At 67.3% G+C, this 12793-nt stretch carries 13 protein-coding genes; 7 read left to right on the plus strand and 6 right to left on the minus strand.

Annotated elements, in window-relative coordinates; all coding sequences use genetic code 11:
* Window positions 1-50: 50 nt before the first annotated feature.
* Window positions 51-896 carry a formyltetrahydrofolate deformylase gene (purU, locus tag HDC95_RS06130; protein ID WP_259062403.1) on the plus strand — a complete coding sequence of 282 codons (846 nt, stop codon included), beginning with the start codon at window positions 51-53 and terminating at the stop codon, window positions 894-896.
* On the opposite strand, the gene HDC95_RS06135 is transcribed toward purU, so the two are convergent.
* Window positions 886-1959, minus strand: coding sequence for a nitronate monooxygenase family protein (locus HDC95_RS06135; RefSeq protein ID WP_259062405.1), 1074 nt, complete (start codon window positions 1957-1959; stop codon window positions 886-888). The genes purU and HDC95_RS06135 overlap by 11 nt on opposite strands.
* 45 nt (window positions 1960-2004) lie before the next feature.
* On the opposite strand from HDC95_RS06135, the gene HDC95_RS06140 reads away from it, so the two are divergent.
* Entirely contained in the window at window positions 2005-2292 is a 288-nt protein-coding gene (locus tag HDC95_RS06140; RefSeq protein WP_259062406.1) for a DUF6412 domain-containing protein, read from the plus strand.
* Window positions 2293-2356: 64 nt separating this feature from the next.
* Window positions 2357-3106: a YidC/Oxa1 family membrane protein insertase gene (locus HDC95_RS06145; RefSeq protein ID WP_259062836.1), complete on the plus strand. Its 750-nt coding sequence runs from the start codon at window positions 2357-2359 to the stop codon at window positions 3104-3106.
* On the opposite strand, the gene HDC95_RS06150 is transcribed toward HDC95_RS06145, so the two are convergent.
* From HDC95_RS06150 to HDC95_RS06165, 4 genes are all read right to left on the minus strand, one after another.
* On the minus strand, window positions 3093-4181 hold the full coding sequence (locus HDC95_RS06150; RefSeq protein ID WP_259062408.1) for an alcohol dehydrogenase catalytic domain-containing protein: 1089 nt from the start codon (window positions 4179-4181) through the stop codon (window positions 3093-3095). The genes HDC95_RS06145 and HDC95_RS06150 overlap by 14 nt on opposite strands.
* A 1-nt stretch (window position 4182) precedes the next feature.
* Window positions 4183-4890: a phosphonatase-like hydrolase gene (locus HDC95_RS06155; RefSeq protein WP_259062410.1), complete on the minus strand. Its 708-nt coding sequence runs from the start codon at window positions 4888-4890 to the stop codon at window positions 4183-4185.
* Window positions 4887-6038, minus strand: coding sequence for a TIGR03364 family FAD-dependent oxidoreductase (locus tag HDC95_RS06160; protein WP_259062411.1), 1152 nt, complete (start codon window positions 6036-6038; stop codon window positions 4887-4889). Before HDC95_RS06160 ends, HDC95_RS06155 begins: the two co-directional genes overlap by 4 nt.
* A gap of 416 nt (window positions 6039-6454) precedes the next feature.
* Complete coding sequence (locus HDC95_RS06165) at window positions 6455-7597, minus strand: sensor histidine kinase (RefSeq protein ID WP_259062412.1); 1143 nt, start codon at window positions 7595-7597, stop codon at window positions 6455-6457.
* Window positions 7598-7825: 228 nt separating this feature from the next.
* Between HDC95_RS06165 and HDC95_RS06170 the strand changes: the two genes are divergently transcribed.
* From HDC95_RS06170 to HDC95_RS06185, 4 genes are all read left to right on the plus strand, one after another.
* The gene (locus HDC95_RS06170; protein ID WP_259062413.1) at window positions 7826-8485 is read left to right on the plus strand and encodes a response regulator transcription factor; all 660 of its coding nucleotides are present in this window, start codon (window positions 7826-7828) and stop codon (window positions 8483-8485) included.
* Between the two features lie 53 nt (window positions 8486-8538).
* Window positions 8539-9837: a M18 family aminopeptidase gene (locus HDC95_RS06175; RefSeq protein ID WP_259062414.1), complete on the plus strand. Its 1299-nt coding sequence runs from the start codon at window positions 8539-8541 to the stop codon at window positions 9835-9837.
* 110 nt (window positions 9838-9947) lie between these two features.
* The gene (locus HDC95_RS06180; protein ID WP_259062415.1) at window positions 9948-11399 is read left to right on the plus strand and encodes a cytosine permease; all 1452 of its coding nucleotides are present in this window, start codon (window positions 9948-9950) and stop codon (window positions 11397-11399) included.
* Window positions 11396-11971: a cysteine hydrolase family protein gene (locus tag HDC95_RS06185; RefSeq protein WP_259062416.1), complete on the plus strand. Its 576-nt coding sequence runs from the start codon at window positions 11396-11398 to the stop codon at window positions 11969-11971. Before HDC95_RS06180 ends, HDC95_RS06185 begins: the two co-directional genes overlap by 4 nt.
* Before the next feature lie 20 nt (window positions 11972-11991).
* On the opposite strand, the gene HDC95_RS06190 is transcribed toward HDC95_RS06185, so the two are convergent.
* On the minus strand, window positions 11992-12699 hold the full coding sequence (locus tag HDC95_RS06190; protein WP_259062418.1) for an MBL fold metallo-hydrolase: 708 nt from the start codon (window positions 12697-12699) through the stop codon (window positions 11992-11994).
* Between the last annotated feature and the right edge of the window lie 94 nt (window positions 12700-12793).

The following is a 12793-nucleotide window of genomic DNA, read 5'->3' on the forward strand; positions in this document are numbered from 1 at the left end:
GGCAGACGCGGACGAGAGAGAATCGACGCAGACCCCTGCAAGGAGCATCCATGTCCCAGCCCGACACCGCACGCCTGCTCATCGCCTGCGATGACCAGCCCGGAATCGTCGCTGCCGTCGCCGGCGCCCTCGCCGAGCACGGCGCGAACATCATCTCGCTCGACCAGCATTCGACGGATGTGGGCCGATTCTTCCAACGCACGGTGATCCAACTCCCCGGCCTTGCAGCCGCCCGCCCGGCACTCGAGGCGGCCATGGACAAGGTCGCCGAGCGGTTCGGCATGGAGTGGTCGCTGCACGATGTCGCCAAGCGCAAGCGTGTAGCCATCTTCGTCTCGAAGTACGACCACTGCCTGATGGAGCTGCTGTGGCGCACGCAGCGCGGTCAGCTCGACATCGACATCACCATGGTGATCTCCAACCACCCCGACCTGGCCGAATCGGTGCGCACCTTCGGGGTGCCGTTCGTGCACATCCCGTCCACTGACAAGGTCGCGATGGAGCAGCGTCAGCTCGAGCTCCTGCAGGGCAACGTCGACCTGGTGGTACTCGCGCGGTACATGCAGATCCTCACCGACGACTTCATCGAGAAGGTCGGCGCACCGGTGATCAACATCCACCACTCATTCCTGCCAGCGTTCATCGGCGCGAACCCGTATGCGCGGGCAAAGGAGCGCGGTGTGAAGCTCATCGGCGCGACCGCGCACTATGCGACGGCCGACCTCGACGAGGGACCGATCATCGAACAGGACGTCACGCGTGCCTCGCACGCCGATTCCGCTGCCGATCTGCAGAGCCGCGGCGCCGACGTCGAGCGTCAGGTGCTCGCTCGCGCCGTGCAGTGGCACGCGGAGGACCGCGTGATCGTGCACGGGAAGTCGACTGTCATCCTCTGACCCGTTCAGCAGTCCGCCCGACCGAGCCGGGCAGCCCTGCAACCAGCTCTTCGAACACCTCGGTCGCGTCGTCCAGCCGCGCAAGCGGGGCCGCTTGGCCCAGCCACAGCGACTGCAGCTCACCGAGGTTCTGCTCCCCGGCCGCGGCACGGAACTTTCCAGTGAGCCAGTTCTGCATCGGGAACGGTGCGATCGTGCCGCTCGCCTCGATGGCCCGCACCGTGCGGTTGCGGGCGCCACGGGCGAGGCGACCGCTCATGGCTCTGGTCAGCACGCTCTCATCGGCTGCGGTCTCGTGGATGGCCGCCCGGTGCGCGTCGGTCGCCGCCGACTGCGTCGTCGCGAGGAACGCGGTGCCGACCTGCACGCCGGATGCGCGCAGTGCGAACGCCGCAGCGGCGCCGCGTCGATCGGCGATTCCACCTGCCGCGATGACCGGCACCGAGACGGCATCCACAACCTGCGGCACGAGCGCGAACGTGCCGACCAGGGAATCCTCAGCGGGTCGCAGGAACGAGACGCGGTGACCGGCTGCCTCCGCTCCCGATGCGACGATCGCATCGACTCCGCCGACGTCCAGCGCCGTCGCCTCGGCGACCGTCGTCGCAGTGCCCACGACGCGGATGCCGCGGCGATGCGCCTCCTCGACGATCTCGGCCGACGGCACGCCGAAGACGACGCTGAGGACGGCCGGTGCCGCATCCCAGATCGCGTCGAGCTGCTCGTCGAGCGGCGGCAGATACTTCCCGGGCCGTGCCGGAACGTCGACGCCCACCGCCTCGTAGAACGGCTCCAGCGCCTCAGCGAACACTGTGTGCTGCGGACCCGGTTCGACCTCGTCGCCGGTGGGCAGCCAGATGTTGAGCGCGAACGGCTGCCCTGTCGCCTCGCGCAGCGCCGCTGCCGTGGACCGAATCCGCTCGCCGTCGTATCCGTACAGCCCGTAAGCGCCGAGCCCACCCGCGTCGCTGACCGCGGTGGTCAGCGCGATCGACGACAGTCCTCCGAAGGGCCCCAGAAGGATCGGATGACGGACACCGAGGATTTCACGCAGGTCGCTCATGCCTCCGAGGCTACGCCCCAACCGCCCGCTGATACCCTCGATGACATGGCGGACTGGATCGAGCAGCTGATGCAGTTCGTGCTGTCTGCGCTCGGGCTGGTGAACATGCCCGACCTCGCATCGCTGGACCTCGCAGCTCTCAGTCTCGCCGTCGCGCTGCTCGCCGCCTGGACCCTCGTGATCGCCATCACGCTCGGCGTGGTGCAGACCGGGCAGGGTTCCGCTCCGCATCCGCTGCGCGCCATCGGCCGTTCCGTCCTGCTCTCTCAGAGCGATCCGGATGCCGCGGGCCATCCCCGTCCCAGGGCGCCGGGAGTCGTGCGCGCCGTGTGACCGTCCGTTCGTGACGGGAACGCGGCATTTCGCGACCTTCCCGCACACTCTGAACGGACTTCCCTTGGACATCTTTGCGTTTCCGCCCATCGCGGCGATCCTCGACGCCGCCTACGGCGTCCTCACCGGCCTCGCCGATCTGCTCGCACCGCTCGCCGGCAGCGCGGCGGCCGCAGCCGCCGTCATCCTCATCACCCTCATCGTCCGCACACTGCTCATCCCCGTCGGCATCTCGCAGGCGCGGGCCGAGCAGACCCGCGCCCGGCTCGCTCCTAAACTGCGCGAGATCCAGAAGCGTCACAAGAAGAATCCCGAGCGTCTGCAGCGCGAGACCATGCAGCTCTACAAGGACGAGGACACCTCGCCGTTCGCCGGTTGCCTGCCGGTGCTGCTGCAGGCGCCCGTGATCGGCATCCTGTACACGCTGTTCCTGCGCACCGACATCGCAGGGCACGCGAACGATCTGCTGACGCATGATCTGTTCGGCGCCTCGCTCGGCACGAGCCTCGTGGGCATGCTGACCACCGGGGCGTTCTCGGCGCCGACGCTCGTCGTGTACGGCGCTCTGGTCGCGATCATGATCGTCGTGGCCGAGATCACCCGCCGCGTGTTCCGGCCTGTTCCGGTCGACGACTCCCCGCTGTCATCGCCCGGGATGCTGCGCATGATGAGCGCGCTGCATTACCTGACCGCGGTGTTCGTCGTCTTCGTGCCGTTGGCCGCCGGGCTCTACCTCACCGTCACCGTCGTCTGGACGCTCGTGCAGCGGATGATCCTGCGTCGGAGATATCCGCTGCCGGTCAGCGTGGGTTGAGCGCGACCCGCAGCGGCGCATCCGATGCCGCCGCCGCGGCGACCGCCGCATCCACATCTTCGAGCGGATGCACTGCACCGACCACATCGGCGAACGGATAGGCGCGTCCGCGGCCGGCGAGAAAACCGACCGCCGCTGCAAGCTCGGTGCCGGTGTAGTTGTGCACGCCGGTCACCGTGAGCAGACGCCGCACAACGCTCTCGGCGTCGAGCGGCACCGGCTCTGCCGGGAAGACACTGCCGACGAGCACGACGGCGGCGCCGACGTCGGCCGCAGCGATCGCGTCGGCGACGGCGTGCCCCGATGCTTCGATCACGATGTCCGCCGGACCGGTCGCGGCGACGGCCGCGGTTCCCCCGAACCTCTCGGCGAACGTGCGCCTGGATGCGGACGGGTCGATGACGGTGACCTCAGCACCTTCGTCTGCGGCGATCGCGACAGCGGAGAGCCCGACGAGTCCCGCCCCGTAAACGAGCACCCTCTTGCCCTCGAGGCTGCGGCCGTCCGCACCTCGGGCGACCGCTGCCCACGCTGTGGCCGTGGCGCACGAGGCTGGCGCCAGGACAGCAGCCGGAAGAGCCTCCGGCACCCGCACGATCGTGGTTCCCGCGCGCAGGTGCACGTGACTCGCGAATCCACCGGTCAGTTCCCACCGCGGTCCGATCCGCACGTGACCGTATTTCGCCGAGGTGTGGCACTTCTGGGTCATGCCCGCCGTGCACCGGTCGCACGTGCCGCACGACACCGTCACCGACCACACCACGCGGTCGCCGATGCGCAGCGGTTCGCCATCGGCCGAAGTCGTGCCGCCTTCACCGATCGCGATGACACGGCCGACGCTCTCGTGCCCGAGCACCAGCGGCGTCGGCGCCGTCCGGTGGCCTTGCATGGTGTGGACGTCGGAGCCGCATATGGTCGACAGCTCGATCGCGACCAGCACGTCGCCGTGGCCGAGGCCCACGCCCGGCACCGCAACCGTCTCGTGAGCCTGGCCGACGCCGAGCCAGACCTTCGCCGTCGCCGCAGGTCTCAGCGTCACGTCCTGCCGTTCATCGTGCGGTAGCAGGGTGCGCATGTCAGGAGGTCCGTGCCAGGGCGGTCCCGAGAAGGGCGCGCTCGTGAAGACCCGGCAGCAGCGCCGTGACGTCGTCGAGCACCGCATCAGCGCCAGCCGCCATCAGGGCAGCGCGGTCGTGCGCGCCGCTGAGTACTCCGGCGACGAAACCGGCGCCGGCGCGACGACCGGAGTGGACATCACTGCTGGTGTCGCCGACCACGGCCACCGCCGAGACCGCGGATGCTCCGGTGCGCAGCAGTGCGGTGAGCACGAGGTCGGGAGCAGGACGCCCGCGACCGGCGTCGATCGGTGACAGCGCGAGATCGATCAGATCGTTCCAGCCGAGCCCGTCGAGCAGCGCGTCACGAGTGACCGGTGCGAAGCCCGTGGTCAGCACGACTTTGAGTCCGGCATCGCGCATATGCGCGATCGCCTCGGCCGCACCGGGGACCTCTTCCACGCCCTGCTCGGCGACGATCTCGGAGTACGCCCCCTCGAATGTCGCGGTGGCGGCCGTGGCTGCGGCGATGTCGCCGCCGGCGAGGTGAGTGAAGACGTCGATCTTCGACATCCCCATGGTGTCGCGGACGTACTGCAGGGCCTCGACCCACGGCATCCGCTCTGCGACACCGGTGCGCTCAGCCGCGCGCTGGAACGCCTGCTCCACCACGCCGTCGTCGAGCACTGTCGTTCCTGCCATGTCGAGTACGACGAGTTCGATGGTCATGGGGTTCCTCCCTGTGCGGGCAACGATGCCCGGTCCAATGCGGTGTCAAGAGTGCGTTCCGCGAGGCCCAGCCCCGTGGTCATACCGATCCCGGTCGTCGCGGCGATCACGTGGAGTCCGGGTTCCGGCTCTTCGATGAGGAAATCGGATGCCGCGGATGCGTAGACGCCCTGCCAGCGCTCCCGCACGTGGAATCGGTCGACATCGAACAGCGCCGCCGCTTCGGCGAGGAACGCATCGAACGCCGCCTCGGGCTGGAAGGGACCGGGCTGGATCGCCTTGGCATGCGAATCGCCGACGATGAGCGACCCGTCCGGCAGTTGGGTGTACATCTGGTTGAGATCGAGTGCGGCGAGATCAGGCCGCTCGCCGTGCAGTCGCTCGCGCAGGGCCGCGGTCTCGGCGAAAGCACCGAAACGGCCGTAACGCAGCATGGACCAGCCGGTCAGCAGCGGCGCATCGAGCGTGCGCGGCAGAGGCGCGGTCACGCGCATCATGTCGAGCGCACAGCGGACGACGCCGACTCGTCCTGCGATGTCGGGCAGCAGCTGGTCGATGTCGTGCCCAGTCGCGACGACGACGAGTCCGGCATCGATCGTGCCACGTGTGGTGTGCACCCGGCCGGACGCGACGGCAGTGGCCGCCGTGCGGAAACGGAACTCGACGCCGAGGGAGGCGAGGTGACGGACGATCGCCCCGGCCGCTTCGCGCGGATTCGTCTGCAGATCGGTCGTGATGAGCGCGCCGCCGATCACGGCGCCGCGACGCAGCGGTGTCCGATGCAGTAGTTCGTCGGCATCGAGCAGCCGGATGTCGGCATCCGATCCCTGCTCGCGCGCAGCCCTTTCCAGCACGGCGAGTTCATCGAGGTCGCGGGCTGCGATCAGCGTGCCGGATTCGCGCAGCCAGAACCCGGCGTCGGTGGCGAGACGCAGCCAGAGGTCGTGCGAGGCATCGGCGAACTCGCGAGCGAGCCCCGTCTGCGCTCCGATGCAGATGTGACCGAAGTTGCGGATCGTCGCACCGACGGGCTCTGCCGTGCGATCGACGACGACGACGCGAAGGCCGCGACGCACGGCCGCATACGCGGCTCCCAGGCCGACGATGCCGGAGCCGACGACGACCACATCTGCGACGCGATTCGTCATGGGGCCTTTCAAAGCTGAGGGGATTCAGCTTCAACTGTGACACCCGACGTGGTCGGAGCCACTCTGATCGCGCGATCGTTCGGCTCGCGTTCACCGGCTTTTCTTCCGGGTTAACGGCAGGCAAACTCGTCCAGCAGACCACTTCTGCCCGAAGCGCACGCGAGTGGTGACAACGGCACCTCGCATGGTGGGGCGGCAGTACCGGCGAGAGAGCAGCGACCGCGAGCGCGACAAGTTCGAACACCTAGTCGCGCTCGCGATCAAGCGCTGGGGACGCTCCTATAACCCAGGCGCTGGGGAACGCTTGATCTGAGTTGTTCTCACCTTATCGACGCCGCTCACGACTCAGAACGCCCAAAGGTCGAGAGGGCATTGGACTTTCGTCCAGAGTCTGGGTCGGCGCCACGCGTTGCTTCTCAATCGATCGGCAATGAAGCCGACACACGCCACCGGCCGTCGACTTCTCCGGCGCTGAACTGGCCGCTGGCGCCGAGGACGCGCTCTGCCATCCTGTTCACGCCGGTGCGGCTGGAGGGGAGGTCGCGTCGCGGGGTCGTGGGGAGCGGACTTACGATCACCAGCGTGAGCGCCTCATCGTCGACGTCCAACCGGATCCTCACATCACCCGGGCCCGCATGCTTCAGGATGTTCGTCGCCGACTCGCGTACGACTCGCGCAAGGATGATCTCACCTGCGCGGTGGATGCGCTCATCGCGCAGATCGCCTTCGCAGATCACCGAGTGCCCTGCAGCCTCGATCTCGCCGCGCGCCTCGTCGATGGCCGTGGCGAGATCACCCGAGTGCGCGGCAGACGAACGTGGCCCGTCGTCGGCGAGCTCGATCACGAATCGCAGGTCGGTCATCGCCGTTCTCGCAGCGACACGGATCGCTTCCTGCGAACCGCGGCTCCGCTCGGCGTCGTCCAACATCTGGACGTGCAGAGCGACGACCGTGAGTTGGTGGGCGATGCTGTCATGCAGTTCGCCGGCGATCCACCGCCGCTCGGCGAGAACCGCCTCGCGCTCGTGTTCGGCTCGCTCGGCGAGCTCCTGCTCCAGCCGACGGCCCTTGTCCAGGGCGACTCGGAGAGCAAAGCCGATCGCTCCCGCCACCGTCGCGATGATCAAGTACGCGCCGACGTTGACCGGCGCATTCGTGTCGCCGTAGGCGACGATCGCGGTCGCTACCAGGAACGCACCGATGTAGGAAAGGATGAGCGCCGTTCGGCCCAACCGCATGACGAGCCCTACCGCGACCGCCGCGGCGAAGATGGACGTGGATTCAGTGCCCACGATGACCGACAGCGCGAACACCATTCCGAGAGAGATCGTGGCCATCCAGGGTGACCACAGGTACAGCGCGAACACGATCGAGGTCGCGATGCTGAGGAGAGATCGGAAGAGGCTCGGGCCGTACGAGAAGACGATGCCGGAGACGTCGACAGCGATGACGCCGCCGATGACCACGAGCATGACGACACGCTCGAGGGTGCTCAGCGATCCGCCCCTGGTCAGTCGAAGAACGCCTGAGCCATCCTTGACCAACCGACCGAAAGCCACAATTCCAGTATCTCCTATTCGCCAGATGCGCTAGCCTTTGATACCGAAGGCCCGTGCCATCATTTCCCAAAAAGTCATAGTGTTCACCACCCTGATTGCGTCTTATGTCGAGTACGTAACCTCATCTTCTCGGTGAAGGCACATCTCCACATCTGACTACCAGACAATCTTTTCTGGCCAAACGTCTAGGCAGGAGGCGATGCGCCTCCCGGACGTTAGGCTTCCGGCATGCCGGAAATCCGTGTTCTCATCGTCGATGACGATCCCCTGGTCCGCTCCGCACTGTCACACTTCGTGTCACGGGATCCGGAGCTCCAGGTCATCGGCGAAGCCGCATCCGGTCTCGAGGCGATCGCGTTCACGGAGAGAGACGTCCCGGACGTGATCATGATGGACGTGCAGATGCCGGAGATGAACGGGATCGAAGCGACCGCGGCCATCGCCGAGCGCTGGCCGGAGATCCGTACCCTGGCCGTGACCACGCTCGAAGGCAGCGACACCGTGCTGCCGATGCTGAGCGCCGGCGCCTCCGGGTACATGCTCAAGGACTCCAGCGCCGAGAGCATCGTCGCCGCCGTGCGAGAGGTCCATAAGGGGGCCAGCTCCCTTTCCCCCAGGATCGCCTCCATGCTCATCAAGCACGTTCGTGCAACCGAAGCCACAGGAGCCGATCGGACGGACCCCCTCCTCCCTCTCACCGAGCGTGAGTCAGAGGTGTTGAACCGTCTGGCGGAGGGCATGTCGAACGCCGAGATCGCGCACGCGCTCATTGTCTCCGAGGGCACGGTCAAGGCGCATCTCGGCAGCATCATGTCCAAATGGCACGTGAGGGATCGCGTGCAGATCATCGTCACGGCCGCGCGTGCCGGGCTGGTGGAGTTCCGCTGACGCCTCCTGCTCGCGGCTACGATCGAAAAGCCACGCAAAGCAGAAAGGCACCCATGCCCGCCACTCAGGTCGCCCTCTCCCACGCCGAGGACCTCGCAGATTTCGTCGCCGCCTCTCCCTCGAGCTACCACGCGGCTGAAGAGGTCGCCCGCCGCCTGGAGTCGGTCGGGTTCACGCGGCTGAACGAGGCCGATGCGTGGCCGACGCAGTCCGGTGGCCGCTTCGTCGTCGTACGTGACGGCGCGGCGATCGGCTGGGTGGTGCCGACGGATGCCGCACCGACGACACCTGCGCAGATCTTCGGGGCGCACACCGACTCCCCTGGCTTCAAGCTCAAGCCGAAGCCGACCACCGGATCCCGCGGATGGCTGCAGGCCGGCGTCGAGGTGTACGGCGGACCGCTGCTCAACTCGTGGCTCGACCGCGAGTTGCGCCTTGCCGGACGCCTCGCCCTCGCGGACGGCCGTGTCGTGCTCGCCGACACCGGCCCGCTGCTGCGTCTGCCGCAGCTCGCAGTGCACTTGGACCGGGGCGTCAACAACAACGGCTTGGCGCTCGACAAGCAGAATGAGACGCAGCCGGTGTGGGGCCTGGGCGACCCGACCGAGGAGGACCTGCTGGGCGAACTCGCCGCATCGGCGGGAGTGGACGCCGCCGACATCCGCGGTTTCGATGCCGTCGTGGCCGACTCCGCACGCGGTGCCGTGTTCGGCAAGGACGACGCGTTCTTCGCAAGCGGACGCCTGGATGACCTTGCGTCCGTGCACGCCGGTGTCATGGCGCTCGCCGAGGCTTCGGCAGGCTCAGCAGGTGGAGAGCTCCGCGGCATCGCCGTTCTCGCGGCGTTCGACCATGAAGAGCTCGGCTCTGAATCCCGCTCGGGTGCCGCCGGCCCCTTCCTGGAGGACATCCTGGCGCGGATCTACGCCGGGCTCGGCGCGGATGCCACCGAACAGCGCCGAGCGTTCGCAGCATCCTGGCACCTCTCCAGCGATGTCGGGCACTCCGTGCACCCGAACTACGCGCAGAAGCACGATCCCGCCGTGCAGCCCCTCCTCGGGTCGGGTCCGATCCTGAAGATCAACGCCAATCAGCGCTACGCGACGGATGCCATCGGGGCTGCAGCCTGGGCACGCTGGTGCGAGAGTGCCGGGATCGCTTCGCAGGAGTTCGTGTCCAACAACACTGTGCCGTGCGGCTCGACGATCGGTCCCATCACCGCCACCCGTCTCGGCATCCGCACGGTCGACGTCGGCATCCCGATCCTCTCGATGCACTCCGCACGCGAGCTCGCCGGTGTCGCCGATCTCCACGCGCTCACCCGCGTCGCCGAGTCGTTCTTCGCAGCCTGACCCGCGCTTGAGCCCGTCTATGTGGCACTAACCCGCGCTTCAGACCTGAAATACGGAGGTTCACGCCACATAGACGGGCGGGGTGACCGGCGCGGTGCCAATATGGGGGCATGTCAGAGAAGATTGCGGCCGCGCCGACACTGATCGAGCGCGCCGGCATCGAGGTCATCCCCGAATCCGAGCGCACGGCGAAACCGCGCGACCTGTTCTGGCCGTGGTTCGCGGCGAACGTGTCGGTGTTCGGCATGTCGTACGGGTCGTTCGTGCTCGGATTCGGCATCTCGTTCTGGCAGGCGACGATCGTGTCGATCATCGGCATCGTGGTGTCGTTCCTGCTCTGCGGCCTGATCGCGATCGCCGGGAAACGCGGGTCGGCACCGACCATGGTGCTCTCGCGCGCAGCCTTCGGCGTGCAGGGCCAGAAGGTGCCGGGCGTCATCTCCTGGTTGACCTCGATCGGCTGGGAAACGTTCCTCGCGATCATGGCCGTCCTCGCCACCGCCACCGTCATCACGCAGCTCGGCGGCGACGGCGAGAGCATCGCCCTGCGGATCATCGCGACCGTGATCGTCGCCGCGCTCATCGTCGTGGCATCCGTCCTCGGCTATCACACCATCATGAAGCTGCAGTCGGTGCTCACCTGGATCACCGGCGTCGTGACGATCCTCTACGTGATTCTCGCGTTCTCGCACATCGACTTCGACGCGGTGCTGTCCCGTCCTGACGGCAGCGTCGGCCAGCTCATCGGCGCGCTGGTCATGGTCATGACCGGCTTCGGGCTCGGCTGGATCAACATCGCCGCCGACTGGTCGCGCTATCAGAAGCGCACCACTTCCGACGGTGCGATCGTGTTCTGGAACACCGTCGGCGGCTCCGTCGCACCGGTCATCCTCGTGATCTTCGGATTGCTGCTCGGCGCCTCGGACGAGGACCTGCTGAACGCGATCGCCGCCGATCCGATCGGAGCGCTCGCGACGATCCTTCCGATCTGGGTGCTCGTGCCGTTCCTGCTCACCGCGGTGCTCGCCCTCGTCTCCGGCGCCGTGCTCGGCATCTACTCCTCCGGGCTCACTCTCCTCAGTCTCGGCATCCGCATCCCTCGTCCCTCCGCCGCAGCGATCGACGGCGTGATCCTCACGATCGGCACGATCTTCGTCGTCTTCTTCGCGACCGACTTCCTCGGGCCGTTCCAGAGCTTCCTCATCACGCTCGGTGTGCCGCTCGCGTCGTGGGCCGGCATCCTCATCGCCGACATCCTTCGGCGGAAGAAGGACTACGACGACGAGGCATTGTTCGATTCGAACGGCCGCTACGGCGCGTGGGACTGGACCTCGATCATCACCATGGTCGTCACCAGCGTGATCGGGTGGGGCCTCGTCGTCAACAACTTCGCCGCCGACGCACCGTGGAACAACTGGCAGGGCTACCTGCTGTTCCTGATCGGCGGTCGTGAGGGCGACTGGGCGTACGCCAACCTCGGCGTCTTCTTCGCCCTGGTGCTGTCGTTCCTGGTCACCTACTTCGCCCGCGCGGGGAAGATCCGTCGCCAGGAGCAGGTGTGAGCCCCGCGGCCGCTGAAGCGTCTGCTCCCGATCCCTGGCTCGTCGTCATCGACCCGCAGAACATCTTCGCGTCACCGGACTCCGCCTGGGGATCGCCGTTCTTCGCTGAGACGGCTCCACGCATCCGCGCGCTGGCGGATGCTTTCGGCGAGCGCGTGCTCGTGACCAGATGGATGCCGACGGCCGACCGCTCCACGTCGTGGGGCGAGTACTTCGCGGCGTGGCCGTTCGCGGATCAGCCGCCGACCGATCCACTGTTCGACCTGGCACCGGAGGCCGCTTCGCTCACCGCTCTCCCGACGCTGGACCTGCCGACCTTCGGCAAGTGGGGTGCGGAGATCGAGCAGATCGTCGGGCACGGGGCATCCGTCGTGCTGACCGGCGTCTCGACGGATTGCTGCGTCATCTCGACGGCGCTCGCTGCGGCGGATGCCGGCGCCCGCATCACTGTCGCCGCCGACGCCTGCGCGGGTTCGACGGCCGAGAATCACGCTGCGGCCCTCAAGGTGATGGGTCTGTACCCACCGCAGATCACGATCAGCGATTCGGCAGCGGTGCTCGCCAGCCTCTGACTGGTTCGGCTTGGACGCGGTCACGCGGACCGTACGGCCCCTACGATCTCGGCCGGCGAGCCGTGCCACGGCGCCCCATGACCGGGCAGCACCCAGGATGCCGGCAACCCGGCGATGCGGTCGAGAGAGTCGTCAGCACCATCGGGATCGTCGGCGAAGGGCGCCGGCTGCGGGCGCTGCGTCCCGGTGAGCACGTGCCTCGTGGTGAGCGCGTCGCCGACGAACACAGCATCCACCATCGGAACGTGCACGGCGATGCTGCCGGGTGAGTGACCCGGCATTCCGACGATCACGGGCGCACCGGGCAGATCGAGCACATCGCCGTCTGCGATCGCGGACACCTCCTTGACGTAGATCGGGCGCAGGGCCTTCTTTCGGATGCCGTATGCCATGAAACCCAGCATCGGTCCGAGCTTCGACGGGCCCATCGGCGTCTTCGGCTTCTCACCGGTACGCGCGCGCTCGGCATCGGCCGCATGCACGAAGACCGCAACGCCGTGCTCGCTGCGCAGCCGCTCGGCGAAGCCGATGTGATCGCTGTCGCCGTGGGTGAGGATGAGGCCCTTGATGTCGGAGAGCGGACGCCCGATGCTCGCCATCTCCTGCTGCAGATCTTTCCAATGGCCCGGCATCCCCGCATCGATCAGCGTGACGCCTTCCGGCGCGTCGATCAGGTACGAGGCGACGATGTCGTTTCCCAGACGGTGCAGGTGCGGGGCGAGCTTCATGGTTCTACCGATCTGTATGAGATGATGTTGCGATGACTATGTTACATAGCTATCATGGCTATTGTCAATAGCCTCAGCGCTGCACGACTCATTG

Origin of the sequence: Microbacterium sp. AK031 (assembly GCF_024807145.1) — a bacterium.
Taxonomy (GTDB): domain Bacteria; phylum Actinomycetota; class Actinomycetes; order Actinomycetales; family Microbacteriaceae; genus Microbacterium.

Bases quoted from the DNA above. Each gene is read 5' to 3' on its own strand.
- purU (WP_259062403.1), top strand. From the start codon at position 51: ATGTCCCAGCCCGACACCGCACGCCTGCTCATCGCCTGCGATGACCAG.
- HDC95_RS06135 (WP_259062405.1), bottom strand. From the start codon at position 1,959: ATGAGCGACCTGCGTGAAATCCTCGGTGTCCGTCATCCGATCCTTCTG.
- HDC95_RS06140 (WP_259062406.1), top strand. From the start codon at position 2,005: ATGGCGGACTGGATCGAGCAGCTGATGCAGTTCGTGCTGTCTGCGCTC.
- HDC95_RS06150 (WP_259062408.1), bottom strand. From the start codon at position 4,181: ATGCGCACCCTGCTACCGCACGATGAACGGCAGGACGTGACGCTGAGA.
- HDC95_RS06155 (WP_259062410.1), bottom strand. From the start codon at position 4,890: ATGACCATCGAACTCGTCGTACTCGACATGGCAGGAACGACAGTGCTC.
- HDC95_RS06160 (WP_259062411.1), bottom strand. From the start codon at position 6,038: ATGACGAATCGCGTCGCAGATGTGGTCGTCGTCGGCTCCGGCATCGTC.
- HDC95_RS06170 (WP_259062413.1), top strand. From the start codon at position 7,826: ATGCCGGAAATCCGTGTTCTCATCGTCGATGACGATCCCCTGGTCCGC.
- HDC95_RS06175 (WP_259062414.1), top strand. From the start codon at position 8,539: ATGCCCGCCACTCAGGTCGCCCTCTCCCACGCCGAGGACCTCGCAGAT.
- HDC95_RS06180 (WP_259062415.1), top strand. From the start codon at position 9,948: ATGTCAGAGAAGATTGCGGCCGCGCCGACACTGATCGAGCGCGCCGGC.
- HDC95_RS06190 (WP_259062418.1), bottom strand. From the start codon at position 12,699: ATGAAGCTCGCCCCGCACCTGCACCGTCTGGGAAACGACATCGTCGCC.